General features: G+C 75.2%; 1 protein-coding gene. It reads left to right on the top strand.

What is annotated here, in order from left to right; all coding sequences use genetic code 11:
* Positions 1 to 65: 65 nt before the first annotated feature.
* Entirely contained in the window at positions 66 to 16,409 is a 16,344-nt protein-coding gene (locus tag OG974_RS30735) for a type I polyketide synthase (RefSeq protein WP_331735053.1), read from the top strand.
* The last annotated feature ends 3 nt before the right edge of the window (positions 16,410 to 16,412 follow it).

The raw sequence follows: 16,412 nt of genomic DNA, 5'->3' as shown, positions 1-16,412 counted from the left end.
TTTCGAACGTCTTTACGTCTTTACGTCCTTTCGTCCGCTGCGGACAACGAGTGTGTGGAGTGCAGATGACTGAGCCCGGAAACTTTGTCTCCGGCACCGACGGTGTGCCGACCGGTCACACCGCGGCGGACGCGGCGACGGAGTCCGCGCTCGTGCGTGACCTCGGAGCGCTTCCGACGGCCGAGCAGACCCACGTCCTGCTCGACCTGGTACGCGATCACGCGCTCGCCGTGCTGCGGTCGAAGTACGCCGACGCCCCGGACGCCCCGGCGGACCTGCCCGTGTCGGTCGACCCCGACCGGTCCTTCAAGGACCAGGGCCTCGACTCCGTCGCCCTGCTGGAGCTCCAGGTCCGGCTGAACACGGCCACCGGCCTGGCCCTGCCGCCGACCGTCGCCTTCGACCACCCGTCCCCGGCCGAACTCGCCGCCCACCTGCGCACCGAGGTCCTGGGCCTGTCGGACCGCCCCGAAGCACCGGTGCGCGCGGTGGCCGTGTCGGACGAGCCCATCGCCATCGTCGGCATCGGCTGCCGCTACCCGGGCGGGGTCGCCTCTCCGGAAGACCTGTGGCGCCTGGTCAGCAACGGCGAGCACGTACGGGACGAGTTCCCCGCCGACCGCGGCTGGGACCTGGAGGCCCTGTTCTCCGACGACCCGTCGACGCCCGGCACCACCTACGTGCGCCACGGCGGGTTCCTGCCCGACGCCGCCGAGTTCGACGCGGACTTCTTCGGGATCAGCCCGCGCGAGGCCCTCGCGATGGACCCGCAGCAGCGCCTGGTGCTGGAGACCGTGTGGGAGGCCGTCGAGCGGGCCGGCATCGACCCCGCCACGCTGCGCGGCACCGAGGCGGGCGTGTTCATCGCCGCCGAGCCGCAGGAGTACGCGATGCGGCTGCACGAGGCCCCGGACGGCCTCGACGGCTACCTGCTGAGCGGCAACGCCCCCAGCGTCATCTCCGGCCGCGTCTCCTACGTCCTCGGGCTCGCAGGTCCGGCCCTCACCGTCGACACCGCCTGCTCCGGCTCCCTCGTCGGCATGCACCTGGCGGTCCAGTCGCTGCAGCGCGGCGAGTGCACGCTCGCGCTGGCCGGCGGTGTGGCCGTCATGGGCAGCCCCGGCACCTTCACCGCCTTCAGCCGGCAGCGCGGCCTCGCGCCCGACGGCACCGTCAAGGCCTTCGCGGCCGCCGCCGACGGCACCGCCTTCGCCGAAGGCGTCGGCGTGTTCGTCCTGGAGCGGCTGTCCGACGCGCAGCGCAACGGCCACCCGGTGGTCGGTGTCATCCGCGGCTCCGCCCTCAACCAGGACGGCGCCTCCAACGGCCTGACCGCGCCCAGCGGCCGCGCCCAGCAGCAGGTCATCCGGCAGGCCCTCGCCAACGCCGGGCTGACCGGCGAGCAGGTCGACGCGGTCGAGGCGCACGGCACGGGCACCACCCTCGGCGACCCGATCGAGGCGCAGGCGCTGCTCGCCACGTACGGCAAGGGCCGCCCCGCGGACCGGCCGCTGTGGCTGGGCTCCGCCAAGTCGAACATCGGGCACACCCAGGCGGCGGCCGGCTCGGCCGGCGTCATCAAGATGCTGATGGCGATGCGGCACGACGAGCTGCCCCGCACGCTGCACGTGGACGAGCCCACCCCCAACGTCGACTGGTCGGCCGGCGAGGTCCGCCTGCTGACCGAGTCCGTCGCCTGGCCGAAGGGCGAGGAGCCCCGCCGCGCCGGCGTCTCCTCCTTCGGTGTCAGCGGCACCAACGCGCACGTCATCATCGAGGAGGCGCCCGCCGCCGACCCGACGGAGCCCGCCGATGCCGCCGACGCCCCGGCCGCCCCCGTGCTGCTGCCGGTCTCCGCCGCGAGCGGGACCGCGCTGCGCGCCCAGGCCGCCCGGCTGCTGGCCCGCGCCGAGGAGGAGGACGCGCCGGCCGCGGCCGACCTCGGCTACTCCCTCGCCACGACCCGCGCCCGCCTCGCCCACCGCGCGGTCATCTCCGCCGAGGGCCGCGACGAGGTGCTGGCGGGCCTGCGCGCCCTGGCCGACGGCCAGGAGTCCCCGTACGTCTTCCCGGGCACCGCCGACGGCGGCCGCCTCGCGTTCCTCTTCACCGGACAGGGCAGCCAGCGCGCCGCCATGGGCCGCGGCCTGTACGACAGCCAGCCGGTGTTCGCCGCCGCCCTGGACGAGGCGATCGGCTACCTCGACCTCCAGCTGGACCGGCCGCTCCACGAGATCCTGTTCGCCGCCGAGGACACCGCCGACAGCGCCCTGCTGAGCGAGACGGTGTACGCGCAGGCGACCCTCTTCGCCGTCGAGGTGGCCCTCTTCCGGCTGCTGGAGTCCTGGGGCGTGCGCCCCGACTACGTGGCCGGGCACTCCATCGGCGAGCTGGCCGCCGCACACGTCGCGGGCGTGCTGTCGCTGGACGACGCCGCCACCCTGGTCGCCGCGCGCGGCCGCCTCATGCAGGAACTGCCCAAGGGCGGCGCCATGATGGCGGTGACGGCCTCCGAGGAGACGGTCGCCCCGCTGCTGGCGTCCGTCGCCGACCGGGTGGCCGTCGCCGCGGTCAACGGGCCGGCGTCCGTGGTCATCTCCGGCGAGGCCGACGCCGTCGCCGCGGTCGCCGCGCAACTGGAGGCCGACGGGCACCGCACCAAGCAGCTGCGGGTGAGCCACGCCTTCCACTCGCCGCTCATGGAGCCGATGCTGGAGGAGTTCCGCCGGATCGCCGAGATCCTCGACTACCGCGCCCCGCGCATCCCCCTGGTGTCGACGCTGACCGGGCGCGCCGCGACGGCCGCCGAGCTGTGCTCGCCGGAGTACTGGGTGCGGCACGTCCGCGAGGCCGTCCGCTTCGACGACGGGGTGCGCCGCCTCGCCGAGCTCGGCGCCACCACGTTCCTGGAGATCGGCCCCGACCCCGTCCTGTCGGGCCTGGGCCGCGACTGCCTCGAAGCCCTCGGCGGCGCACCGGTGTTCGTCGCCGCGCTGCGCCGCGGCCACGACGACCTGCGGCAGCTGTCGGCCGCCCTGGCCACCGCGCACGCCCGCGGTGCGCGGGTGGACTGGGAGGCGTACTACGCCGGCAGCGGCGCCCGCCGCGCCGAGCTGCCGACGTACGCGTTCCAGCGCGAGCGCTACTGGCTGGCCGCCCCCGTCTCCCGCAGCGACGCCGCCGGGCTCGGGCAGGTGGCCGCAGACCACCCGCTGCTGGGTGCGGTCGTGTCCCTCGCCGACACCGGCGCCTCGGTGCTGACCGGGCGGGTGTCGGCGCGCTCGCAGCAGTGGCTGGCCGACCACGTGATCGCCGGCAGCACCCTGCTGCCGGGTACGGCGTTCGTCGAACTCGCGCTGCGTGCGGGCGAGGAGACCGGCTGCGAGCGCCTCGACGAGCTGATCATGGAGGCTCCGCTGCTGCTGCCCGCGACGGGCGGGGTGGCGCTCCAGATCGTGGTCGAGGCCGCCGGCGACGACGGCCGCCGCCCGATCGCCTTCTACTCGCGCGACGAGGACGCCCCGGCCGACGCGCCGTGGACCCGCAACGCCTCGGGCGTGCTGGCCGCCGCTGCGGCCTCCGCCCCCGCCTCCGCCGAGCCGTTCGACACGACCGTGTGGCCGCCGCGCGGCGCCCGGCCCGTCGACACCGCACGCCTCTACGAGGACATGGCGGAGCAGGGGTACGGCTACGGCCCCGCGTTCCACGGCCTGAGGGCCGTCTGGCAGGGCGACGGCGTCGCCTACGCCGAGGTCGCGCTGCCGGCCTGCGTCGTGGACCAGGCCTCCGCGTTCGGGCTGCACCCGGCGCTGCTCGACGCCGTCCTGCAGGCCACCGACTTCGCCTCCCCCGAGCCCGTCGCCGACGGCCCGCGGCTGCCCTTCGCCTGGTCGGGCGTCTCCCTGACCGCGGCCGGCGCCTCCGCGCTGCGGGTCCGGATCACCGCGACCGGCGCCGACTCCGTCGCGATCGACCTGGCGGGAGCCGACGGCCTGCCCGTCGCCTCCGTCGAGTCGTTCACGGTCCGCCCCGTCACCGCCGAGCAGCTGCGCCCGCAGGCCCACGACGCGCTGTTCCACCTCCGCTGGACCTCCCGGCCGCTGCCCGCGCCGCACGAGGACGCGCCCGCCGCCGTCGCCCACCACGCCCTCCGGGGCGCCGCGGGCGACGTACCCGCGCAGGTGCGCGCCGTCGCCGGGGACGTCCTGACCGCGCTCCAGCAGTGGCTGGACGACGAGCGGTCGGCCACCGGCCGGCTGGTCGTCCTGACCCGCGGGGCGCTCGCCGTCACCCCGGGCGAGGACATCGACCTGTCCCAGGCACCGGTGTGGGGCCTGGTGCGCTCCGCGCAGGCCGAGAACCCGGGCCGGTTCGTCCTGCTGGACACCGACGGCTCGCTGGAGCCGGACGAGCTGCTGCGGATCGCCGCGGCCCTCGACGAGCCCGAGGCGGCCGTCCGCGGCGGCGAGCTGTACGTGTCCCGGCTGGCGACACTGCCGTCGGCCGACCCGCAGCCCTCGCCGTGGGGCCCGCAGGGCACCGTACTGATCACCGGCGGCACCGGCGGGGTCGGCGCCGCCGTCGCCCGCCACCTCGTCACCGAGCACGGCGTACGCCACCTGCTGCTGACCGGCCGCCGCGGCGGGGACGCCCCCGGCGTGCGCGAGACCGCCGAGGAGCTGACCGGGCTCGGCGCCCGGGTGACCGTCGCCGCGTGCGACGCGTCCGACCGGGACGCCGTGGCCGCATTGCTCGCCGCGATACCCGCCGACCGACCCCTGACCGCCGTCGTGCACGCGGCCGGTGTCATCGACGACGCACTCGTCGGCTCGCTCGACGCCGGACGGCTGGACACGGTCCTGCGGCCCAAGGCCGACGGGGCGTGGAACCTGCACGAGCTGACGCAGGGGCTGGACCTGTCCGCCTTCGTCCTCTTCTCGTCCACGGCGACGCTCCTCGACGGCGCCGGCCAGGGCAACTACGCGGCCGCCAACGTCTTCCTGGACGCGCTGGCCGCCACCCGCCGCGCCGCCGGACTCCCGGCGACCTCCCTCGCCTGGGGTCTGTGGACCGGCGTCGGCGGCATGGGCGGACAGCTCGACGAGGCCGCCCTGCGCCGCATCGAGCGCCTCGGCCTCCAGGTGCTGTCCCCCGCAGAGAACCTCGCGCTGCTCGACGGCGCGCTCACCGCGACCGGCGGCGAAGCCGCCGTCGTACCCGTCCGGTTCAACCTGCGCACGCTCCAGGCGCGGGCCGCCGAGGTCCCGTCCGTCCTGCGCGGCCTGGTCCGCCCCGCCCGCCGCAGTGCGGGCACCGGCGCCGTCCCCGTCGAGCAGTCCCTGGCCCGCCGGCTGGCCGGCCTCTCCCGCGCCGAGCGCGGCGAGGCCCTGCTGGACCTCGTCCGTACGCAGGTCGCGGCCGTCCTCGGCCACGAGAGCGGCGACCGCATCAACCCGACGCGCGCGTTCAACGAGATGGGCTTCGACTCGCTCGCAGCCGTCGAGCTCCGCAACCGGCTCAGCTCGGCCATCAGCATCCCCCTGGCCGCCACCCTCATCTTCGACTACCCGTCGCCGAGCGCGCTCGCCGACCACCTGGCGGCCAAGCTGGGCGACCCGGGCAAGGAGGCCCGCCGCACGGCGCCCGCCACCGCACCCGTCCCGGCCGACGACGACCCGATCGTGGTCGTCGGCATGGCCTGCCGCTACCCGGGCGGCGTCTCGACGCCGGACGACCTGTGGCAGCTCGTCCAGGGCGGCGTCGACGCCGTCGGCTCGTTCCCGACCGACCGCGGCTGGGACTCCGACATCCACGACCCGGAGCCGGGCAAGCCCGGCAAGAGCCTCAGCGACAAGGGCGGGTTCCTCTACGAGGCCGCCGAGTTCGACGCCGAGTTCTTCGGGATCAGCCCGCGCGAAGCGCAGGCCATGGACCCGCAGCAGCGGCTGCTCCTCGAAGTCTCCTGGGAGACGTTCGAGCGGGCCGGCATCGACCCGCACGACCTGCGCGGCAGCGACACCGGCGTGTTCGCCGGCGTGATGTACCACGACTGGGGTCTGCGCCTGGGCCCGCTGCCCGAGCAGCTCGCCGGCTACCACGGCAACGGCAGCCTCGCGAGCGTGGTCTCCGGCCGCGTCGCGTACGCGCTCGGCCTCGAAGGCCCCGCGGTGACCGTGGACACGGCGTGCTCCTCGTCCCTGGTCGCCATGCACTGGGCGGCGCAGGCACTGCGGCGCGGCGACTGCGGGCTCGCCCTCGCGGGCGGCGTGACCGTCATGTCCACCCCGGACACCTTCATCGACATGAGCCGGCAGGGCGGCCTGGCCGCCGACGGCCGGTGCAAGTCCTTCGGCAGCGGCGCCGACGGCACCGGCTGGGGCGAGGGCGTCGGCCTGGTGCTCCTGGAGCGGCAGTCCGACGCCGAACGCAACGGCCACCGCATCCTCGGTGTCCTGCGCGGTTCCGCGGTCAACTCGGACGGCGCGTCCAACGGTCTGACCGCCCCGAACGGCCCGTCGCAGCAGCGCGTCATCCGCCGTGCCCTCCAGGACGGCGGCCTGAGCGCCGCCGACGTCGACGTCGTCGAGGGCCACGGCACCGGCACCACGCTGGGCGACCCGATCGAGGCGCAGGCCCTGCTCGACACGTACGGCCAGGAGCGCCCGCAGGACGGCCGGCCGCTGCTGCTCGGCTCGATCAAGTCCAACATCGGCCACACGCAGGCCGCCGCCGGTGTCGCGGGCGTCATCAAGATGCTCCAGGCCATGGAGCACGGCGTCCTGCCGAAGACCCTGCACGCCGACGAGGCCTCCCCCCAGGTCGCCTGGGACGCGGGCGCGGTGGAGCTGCTGACCGACGCGGTCGAGTGGCCCGCGGGCGGGCGCCCGCGCCGCGCGGGCATCTCGTCCTTCGGCATCAGCGGTACGAACGCCCACCTCATCCTCGAAGAGCCGCCGGTGGCGGCCCCGGCCGAGGCTTCCGGAGAGGCCCCCGAGGCCGCCGCCGGACCGGTCCCGTGGGTGGTGTCCGGGCGGACGGCGCAGGCCGTGCGGGCGCAGGCGGCGCGACTGGTCGCGCACCTGGAGACCTTGGACGAGGCGGACCTCGCCGTGACGGGCCGGGCGCTGGCCACGCGGCGCGCCCGGCTGGGCGAGCGGGCCGTCGTCGTGGGTGAGACCCGCGAGGAGCTCCTCGCCGGCCTGACGGCCCTCGCCGAGGGGGCCACGGCCCCGGGCGTGGTGCAGGGTCAGGTACGGGAGGGCAAGTCGGCCTTCCTGTTCACGGGCCAGGGCGCGCAGCGTCTGGGCATGGGCCGTGAACTGCACGCCGCGTTCCCCGTGTTCGCGGAGGCCCTCGACGAGGTCGTCGCGGCGTTGGACGCGCACCTGGACACCCCCCTCTACGAGGTGATGTGGGGCGAGAACGAGGCCCTGCTGAACAGCACCGCGTTCACGCAGCCCGCCCTCTTCGCGATCGAGACGGCCCTGTTCCGGCTCGTCGAGTCCTGGGGCGTCCGGCCGGACTTCCTGGCGGGCCACTCCATCGGTGAGATCAGCGCAGCGCACGTGGCCGGGGTCCTGTCCCTGGAGGACGCGGCCCGTCTGGTCACAGCGCGCGGTCGTCTGATGCAGGCGCTGCCCGCGGGCGGCGCGATGGCGGCGATCGAGGCCACCGAGGAGGAAGTCCTCCCGCACCTCACCGACTCCGTCGGCATCGCCGCGATCAACAGCCCGCGTTCGATCGTGGTGTCCGGCACCGAGGAGGCCGTCGAGGCGATCCGGGGCGCGTTCACGGAGCAGGGCCGCAAGACGACCCGGCTGCGCGTCTCGCACGCCTTCCACTCACCGCTCATGGACCCGGCACTCGCCGAGTTCCGCGCCGTCGCCGAATCCGTGACCTACGCACCCGCGCAGATCCCGGTCGTCTCCGGCGTCCACGGGAAAATCAGCCAGGACTGGGGCACCCCGGAGTACTGGACCCGCCACCTGCGCGAAGCCGTCCGCTTCTCCGACACCGTCCAACACCTGCACGCCAAGGGCGTCCAGACGTTCCTGGAGCTCGGCCCCGACGCCATCCTCACCGCCCTCACCCGGACCACCCTCGACGCCGCTCTCGACGCCGAAGGTGACACCGAGGCGCCGGTCGTCGAGCCGGTGCTGCGCAAGAACCGCCCCGAGGCGCAGACGCTCCTGACCGCCGTCGCGCAGCTGCACACCACCGGTACGCCGATCGACTGGGCGGCCTTCTACCGGGCCGCCGAGGACCGCTGGTCCGATCTGCCGACGTACGCCTTCCAGCACCAGCGGTACTGGCTGGAGGGCGCGGCGGCCGGCGGCGGTGCCGGGCTCGGCTCCGCCGGTCTCGAATCCGTCGGGCACCCGCTGCTCAGCGCCGCGATCGCCGCCGCCGACTCCGGCGAAGTCGTCCTGACCGGGCGCCTGTCGGTCGACACCCAGCCCTGGCTGGCCGACCACGACGTCCTCGGCTCGATCCTGCTGCCGGGCACCGGCTTCGTAGAGCTGGCCGTCCGCGCCGGCGACCAGGTCGGCTGCGACCGGATCGAGGAGCTGCTCCTCGAAGCACCGCTGATCGTGCCCGCCCGCGGTGGCGTGGCCCTCCAGGTGCGGGTCGGTACCCCGGACGCCTCCGGCGCCCGGTCGGTCTCCGTCCACTCCCGCGGCTCCGCCCCGGACGCCCCGTGGACCCGCCACGCGTACGGCACGGTGGTCCCGGGTGCGCCGGCTCCCGCGTTCAACCTGTCCCAGTGGCCGCCGGCCGGTGCGACCGCGCTCGACGTCAACGGCGCGTACGACCGGCTGCTGGAGCGCGGGTACGCGTACGGCCCGGTGTTCCAGGGCCTGAAGGCCGCCTGGATCCGGGGCGACGACGTGTTCGCCGAGGTGGCGCTGCCCGAGTCGGCGCACGCCGACGCCGCGCAGTTCGGTCTGCACCCGGCCCTCCTCGACGCCGCGATGCACGCGGACCTGCTCGGCGGCAACGGCGCCGCCGAGGGGGCTACGCTGCTTCCGTTCTCCTGGAACGGGGTCACCCTGCACGCGGCCGGTACGTCCGTGCTGCGGGTGCACATCCGCCGCGTCCGTGGCGACGAGGTGTCGGCGATCATGGTCGCCGACGAGACGGGTGCACCTGTGGCGACCGTGGAGTCGCTGGTGTCGCGTCCGGTCTCCGAGGCGCAGCTCGCGGCGGCATCCGGTGACGCGTCCGCCTCCCTGCACCGCGTCGAGTGGTTGCGTACGGCTCCGAGCGGAGCCGAAGCGGCCGAAGCCGCCGTGTGGTTCGCCCCCGTCCCGGCCGGCGACGACGCCGCGGCCCGGGTGCGTGCGGTGGTGCCCGAGGTGCTCGCGAAGGTCCAGGGCTGGCTGGTCGATCCGGAGTCCGGATCCGCCCGCCTCGCGGTGGTCACCCGCGGCGGTGTCGCCGTCCTGGCCGGCGAGGACGCCGATCCGGCGCAGGCCGCCGTATGGGGCCTGGTCCGGGCCGCCGAGGCGGAGAACCCCGGCCGGTTCGTGCTGGTCGACGTGTCCGCCGACGCCGCCGATCCGGACGCCGACGTGGCGGCCGCGGTGGCCTCCGGCGAGCCCGAGACGGCCGTGCGCTCCGGCGAGGTGCGCGTCCCGCGCCTGACCCGGATCGCCTCCCCCGCGCCCGCCTCCCCGTGGAGTGCGACCGGGACCGTGCTGGTCACCGGCGGTACCAGCGGCCTCGGCGCACTGGTGGCCCGCCACCTGGTCGCCGAGCACGGGGTGCGGCACCTGCTGCTGACCAGCCGCCGCGGCCCGGACGCGCCGAACGCCGGGGCGATCGTCGCCGAGCTCGCCGAGCTGGGCGCCCACGCCTCCGTGGCGGCCTGCGACGTGACGGACCGGGAGTCGCTCGCCGGCGTCCTGGCCGGCATCGACGCGGACCACCCGCTGAGCGGGGTGGTGCACGCGGCGGCCGTCGCGGGCGGCGGGCTCGTCGGCTCGCTGACCTCGGAGGGCTTCGACTCCGTACTGCGGCCGAAGACCGACGGCGCGTGGAACCTGCACGAGCTGACCCGGGACGCCGGACTGTCGGCGTTCGTCCTCTTCTCCTCCGCGGGCGGCTCCGTACTGGCCGCCGGCCAGGCCGACTACGCGGCGGCCAACTCGTTCCTGGACGCCCTCGCCACGCACCGCCGGGCCCAGGGCCTGCCGGCCACGGCACCCGCGTTCGGCATGTGGGGCATCAGCACCGGTCTCGGCGGTGACCTCACCGACGCCGACCTGGAGCGGATGAAGCGGCTGGGACTGCCGGCGCTGACCGTCGCGGAGGGGCTCGCCCTCTTCGACGCCGCGGTCGCCGGGGACGACGCCGTGGTCCTGCCGCTGAAGACGGACGCCGCGGCGCTCGCCGCCCGTGGCGAGGACCTGCCCGCGCTGCTGCGCGGCAAGGTGCGCGGACCGGTCCGCCGGACCGTACAGGCGCAGGCTTCCGAGACCTCCGAGCTGGAGCGCCGCCTCGCCGGGGCCTCCGCCCAGGAGCGCGACCGGATCGTGCTCGAACTCGTCCGCACGCAGGTGGCGGCGGTGCTCGGCCACCCGTCCCCGGACGCGATCGGACCGGAGACCGCCTTCCGCGAGCAGGGCTTCGACTCGCTGGCCGCCGTCGAACTGCGCAACCTGCTCCAGGCCGCGACCGGTCTGCGGCTGCCGGCCACGCTGGTCTTCGACTACCCCAACTCCCGGGCGGTCGCGGGCTTCGTGCTGGACAAGCTGTCGGCCACCGCCGGCCAGGCGGCACCGGCCGCTGCCGCCGCGCCCCGCGCCGGGGCCTCCGCTCCCGCCGACACGGACCCGATCGCCATCGTGTCGATCAGCTGCCGCTTCCCGGGCGGCGTACGGTCCGCCGAGGACCTGTGGCAGCTGGTCGCGGAGGGCCGCGACGCCGTCGGGGCGTTCCCGACCGACCGCGGCTGGGACGCCGACGCCATCTACGACCCCGAGCCCGGTACGCCCGGCAAGACGTACGCCAAGGACGGCGGCTTCCTGTACGACGCCGCCGAGTTCGACGCGGAGTTCTTCGGGATCATGCCGCGCGAGGCGCTCGCGATGGACCCGCAGCAGCGCCTGCTGCTGGAGGCCGCGTGGGAGACGTTCGAGCGGGCCGGGATCGACCCGCAGACTCTGCGCGGCAGCCGGACCGGCGTGTACGCGGGCATCATGTACCACGAGTACGGCAGCCGGCTCACGGACGTCCCCGAGGACCTCGCGGGATACCTCGGCAACGGCAGCGCGGGCTCGATCGCCTCGGGCCGCGTCGCGTACACCCTCGGTCTGGAGGGCCCGGCCGTCACGGTCGACACCGCCTGCTCCTCGTCCCTGGTCAGCCTGCACATGGCCTGCCAGGCGCTGCGCTCCGGTGAGATCACGATGGCACTGGCCGGCGGTGTGACCGTCATGCCGACGCCGGACCTGTTCGTCGACTTCAGCCAGCAGCGCGGCCTCGCCGCCGACGGCCGGTCCAAGGCCTTCGCCGGGGCCGCCGACGGCACCGGCTGGGCGGAGGGCATCGGTCTGCTGCTCGTCGAGCGGCTCTCCGATGCGGAGCGGCTCGGCCACCCCGTGCTCGCCGTGATCCGGGGCAGCGCCATCAACCAGGACGGCGCGTCCAACGGCCTCACCGCCCCCAACGGGCCTTCCCAGCAGCGGGTCATCCAGCAGGCGCTGGCCGCGGCCGGGCTCACGACGGCCGATGTGGACGCCGTCGAGGGCCACGGCACGGGCACCCGTCTCGGCGACCCGATCGAGGCGCAGGCCCTGCTGGCCACCTACGGTCAGGGCCGCGACGAGGACAAGCCGCTGTGGCTCGGCTCGATCAAGTCGAACATCGGCCACGCGCAGGCGGCGGCCGGTGTCAGCGGTGTGATCAAGATGGTGGAGGCGCTGCGCCACGGCGTCCTGCCGAAGACGCTGCACGTGGACGAGCCGTCGCCGCAGGTCGACTGGACCGAGGGCAACGTACGGCTGCTGACCGAGCCGGTCGAGTGGCCGGCGGGCGGGCGCCCGCGCCGCGCGGGTGTCTCCTCGTTCGGCCTCAGCGGTACGAACGCGCACGTCATCCTCGAAGAGGCTCCGCAGACCGCGGCGGAGCCCGCAGCGGAGCCGGTCACACCGCCCGCGGCGGCCGCCGCGCCGACCGCCCTGACGGTGTCGGCGAAGAACGCGAAGGCACTGCCCCGGCAGGCCGAGGCGCTGCGCGCCCACCTGGAGGCCCACCCCGAGCAGTCCCTGACCGACGTCGGGTACTCGCTGGTGGCGTCCCGGGCGGCGCTGGACCACCGTGCGGTCGTCCTCGCCGACGACCGTGCGGCGGCGATCCGGGAGCTGGCGAAGCTGGCCGGGGGGACGGAGTCCGCGGACGTCGTCACCGGCGGTCGCGTGGACGGTGCCACCGCGTTCCTGTTCACGGGCCAGGGCGCGCAGCGCCTGGGCATGGGCCGTGAACTGCACGCCGCGTTCCCCGTGTTCGCGGAGGCCCTCGACGCGGTTGCCGCCGCGGTCGACCCGTACCTCGACACCCCGCTGTACGAGGTGATCTGGGGCGAGGACGAGGCGCTGCTGAACAGCACGGCCTACACCCAGCCCGCCCTGTTCGCCATCGAGACCGCGCTGTTCCGGCTCGTCGAGTCCTGGGGCGTCCGGCCGGACTTCCTGGCCGGCCACTCCATCGGTGAGATCACGGCCGCACACGCCTCCGGGGTCCTGTCCCTGGAGGACGCGGCCCGCCTGGTCACCGCCCGCGGTCGCCTCATGCAGGCGCTGCCCGCCGGCGGCGCGATGGCCGCGATCGAAGCCACGGAGCCGGAGGTGCTGCCGTTCCTCTCGGACGAGGCCGGCATCGCCGCGATCAACAGCCCGCGCTCCATCGTGGTCTCCGGCACCGAGGACGCCGTCGAGGCGATCCGGGCCGCGTTCACCGAGCAGGGCCGCAAGACGACCCGGCTGCGCGTCTCGCACGCCTTCCACTCGCCGCTCATGGACCCGGCGCTCGCCGAGTTCCACCTGGTGGCCGAGTCCGTGACCCGGCACGAGCCGAGGATCCCGGTCGTGGCCGGTGTGCACGGCGCGATCAGCGAGGACTGGGGCACCCCGGACTACTGGACCCGCCACCTGCGCGAAGCCGTCCGCTTCTCCGACACCGTCCAACACCTGCACGCCAAGGGCGTCCAGACGTTCCTGGAGCTCGGCCCCGACGCGATCCTGACCGCCCTCACCCGGAGCACCCTCGACGGCGACGACGCGGTCGTCGAGCCCGCCGTCCGCAAGAACCGCCCCGAGGCGCGCACCCTCCTGACGGCGCTGGCCCGCCTCCACACCACCGGCACCCCGATCGACTGGACGGCCTTCTACGCCCGGAGCGGCGCAGAGGCAGTCGCGCTGCCGACGTACGCCTTCGAGCGCCGGCCGTACTGGCTCGACGCTCCCGCGGCGGCCCCGGCCGGCGACGTCACGAGCATGGGCCAGCAGCCGGCGCAGCACCCGCTGCTGAGCGCGGTGGTGGTCTCGCCGGAGGCCGGGGGCGTGGTGCTGACCGGCCGGCTGTCGGTGAAGACCCACGCGTGGCTGGCCGACCACGACGTCCTCGGGACCGTGCTCCTGCCCGGTACCGGGTACGTGGAGCTCGCCATCCGCGCCGGTGAGGAGGTCGGCTGCGACGTGATCGACGAGCTCACCATCGAGGCGCTGATGCCGATGCGCGAGGACGGCGGCGGCCTGGCCGTCCAGGTCACCGTCGACGCGGCCGACGCCACCGGCCGCCGCTCGCTCGCCGTGTACTCGCGTCCCGACGACGGCCCGGCGGACACGCCGTGGACGCGGCACGCCAGCGGTGTCCTCGCTCCCGGGGCCCAGCACCCGCCGGCTCCCGAGTCGTTCGGGGTCGGGACCGGGGTGTGGCCGCCGGAGGGAGCGCAGGAGGTCGACATCTCCGGCGTGTACGACTACCTCACCGGCCAGGGCTACGGATACGGGCCCATGTTCCGCTGCCTGCGCGGGATCTGGACGCGCGGCAAGGAGACCTTCGTCGAGGTGTCGCTGCCCGAGGACGACCTCGCGGTGGGCGCCGAGTACCGGATCCACCCGTCGATCCTCGACGGCTCGCTCAGCGCGACGGACTTCATGGACGGGCGCCGGCCGCAGGACGTCGGGGGCACCCAGCTCCCGTTCGCCTGGGCCGGTGTGACCCTGCACGCCGCCGGTGCCTCGCAGCTCCGGGGCAGGATCACGGCCGTTGAGTCGCACAAGTCGCAGGGCTCCGACGCCGTCCGCATCGAACTGTCCGACCTGCGGGGCACTCCGGTCGCGACCATCGACTCCCTGGTGGTCCGCCCGGTCACGGCGGCCCGCGTCAACGCCGCCGCGGCCGCCGGCCAGGGCGAGCGCACCTCGATGTTCCACATGGTGTGGAACCAGCTGCCGCTCGGCGCCAGCGCCTCGGCGGTCGCCGACCGCTGGGCGGTGCTCGGCGGCTCCGACCACGCCTTCGGTGACGGCCTGGCCGCGTACCCCGACCTGGGGGCGCTCACCGCGGCCCTGGACGGTGGCGCGGAGCTGCCCGAGGTGGTCCTGCTGCCCGTGCCGGCGGGCGAGGGCGACGTACCGGGAGCGGTCCGGTCGGTGACCGGCGCCGTCCTCGACGTCCTCCGGGCCTGGCTCGACGAGCCCCGCTTCGGCCGGTCCCGGCTGGCCGTGGTCACCCGGGGCGCGGTCCAGGCGAAGGACACCGACACCGTCGACCTTGCCCAGGCGCCCGTGTGGGGCCTGCTGCGCTCGGCCGAGGAGGAGAACCCGGGACGCTTCCTCCTGGTGGACACCGACGGCTCGGCCGCCGCCCACCAGGTGCTGCCCGCCATCGTCCTGACCGGCGAGCCGGAAGCGGCGGTGCGCGGCAGCGAGGTCAAGGTTCCGCGCCTGGCCCGGATCGCCTCCAGCCAGGTCGCCTCCGACCTGCCCTGGTCGGCGGAGGGCACCGTACTGATCACCGGCGGTACGAGCGGCCTCGGCGCGATCACCGCCCGCCACCTGGTGGCCGAGCACGGCGTACGCCACCTGCTGCTCACCAGCCGCCGGGGCCCGGACGCGCCCGGCGCGCGGGAACTGAGCGCCGAGCTGGCCGGTCTCGGGGCGGAGGTCTCGGTCGTCGCCTGCGACGTGTCGGACCGCAGCGCCGTGGACGCGCTGCTGGCCGGCGTGTCCGCCGAGCAGCCGCTGACCGCGGTGGTGCACGCGGCGGCCCTGATGGACAACGCGCTGACCGCGCAGCTGACGGCGCAGCAGGTCGACGCCGTGCTGCGGCCGAAGGCGGACGCCGCCTGGCACCTGCACGAGGCGACGCTCGGCATGGACCTGTCGGCCTTCGTCCTCTTCTCCTCCTGCGCCGGACTCGTCGTCGGCGCCGGGCAGGGCAACTACGCGGCGGCCAACCGGTTCCTGGACGGGCTCTCCGCGCACCGCCGCTCGCTCGGCCTGCCCGCCACCTCGCTGGCGTTCGGCCTGTGGGAGACGAAGACCGGACTGGGCGGCGGCGTCACCGACTCCGACCTCGGCCGGATGAAGTCGCTGGGCCTGCCGGCGCTGCCGACCGCGGAGGGGCTGGAGCTCTTCGACGAGGCGATGACCCTCGACGAGGTGATGATCGCCCCGATCCGTGTCGACAACGCGGCGCGCGGTGCGGCGCCCGGCCAGGCCCCGGTACTCCTGCGGGACGTGCTGAAGGCCGAGCCGGCGGCGCAGCAGCGCCAGGACGTGCGGGCCCCGGCCGTGGCGGCCGCGGCCGCGGCGGCGGCCGGCTCGCTGTCGCTGGAGGAGCGGCTGGCCCGGATGCGGCCCGCCGACCGGGAGCCGGCGGTCCTGGACCTGATCCGGGCCCAGGTCGCGGCTGTCAGCCACAGCGACCCGGACACCATCGACGTCAACAAGGGCTTCACGGACCTGGGGCTCGACTCGCTGGCCGCGATCGACCTGCGCAACCGGCTCCAGACCGCGACCGGAATGCGCCTGCCGGCGACCATGATGTTCGACTACCCGAGCCCCGTCGTGATGGCGGAGTTCCTCCTCGAAGAGATCCTCCCGGCCATCGAGGACGCCGCGGAGCCCGAGCCGGCGGCGTCGGCCCAGGACGAGAACACGATCCGCGAGGCGCTCGCCTCGATCCCGGTCGCCGCACTGCGCGAGGCGGGTCTGCTGGACGCGCTGCTGAGGCTCGCCGGACCGGTGGAGCAGCAGGGGGCGCCGGCCGCACCGGCGGCGTCCGGTGGGCCTGCCGCGCCGCAGGCCGCCGACCGCAGCGAAGAGATCAAGAGCATGAACATCGACGACCTGGTGCGTGCCGCGCTTGCGTCCGCCGAACCGAATTCGAACGAGGGCTGAGGT

The organism is Streptomyces sp. NBC_00597 (genome assembly GCF_041431095.1).
In the GTDB taxonomy this organism is placed as follows: domain Bacteria; phylum Actinomycetota; class Actinomycetes; order Streptomycetales; family Streptomycetaceae; genus Streptomyces.
This window is presented reverse-complemented; position numbering and strand designations above follow the sequence as displayed.

Coding starts and splice junctions, on each gene's coding strand:
- OG974_RS30735 (WP_331735053.1), top strand. CDS start 66: ATGACTGAGCCCGGAAACTTTGTCTCCGGCACCGACGGTGTGCCGACC.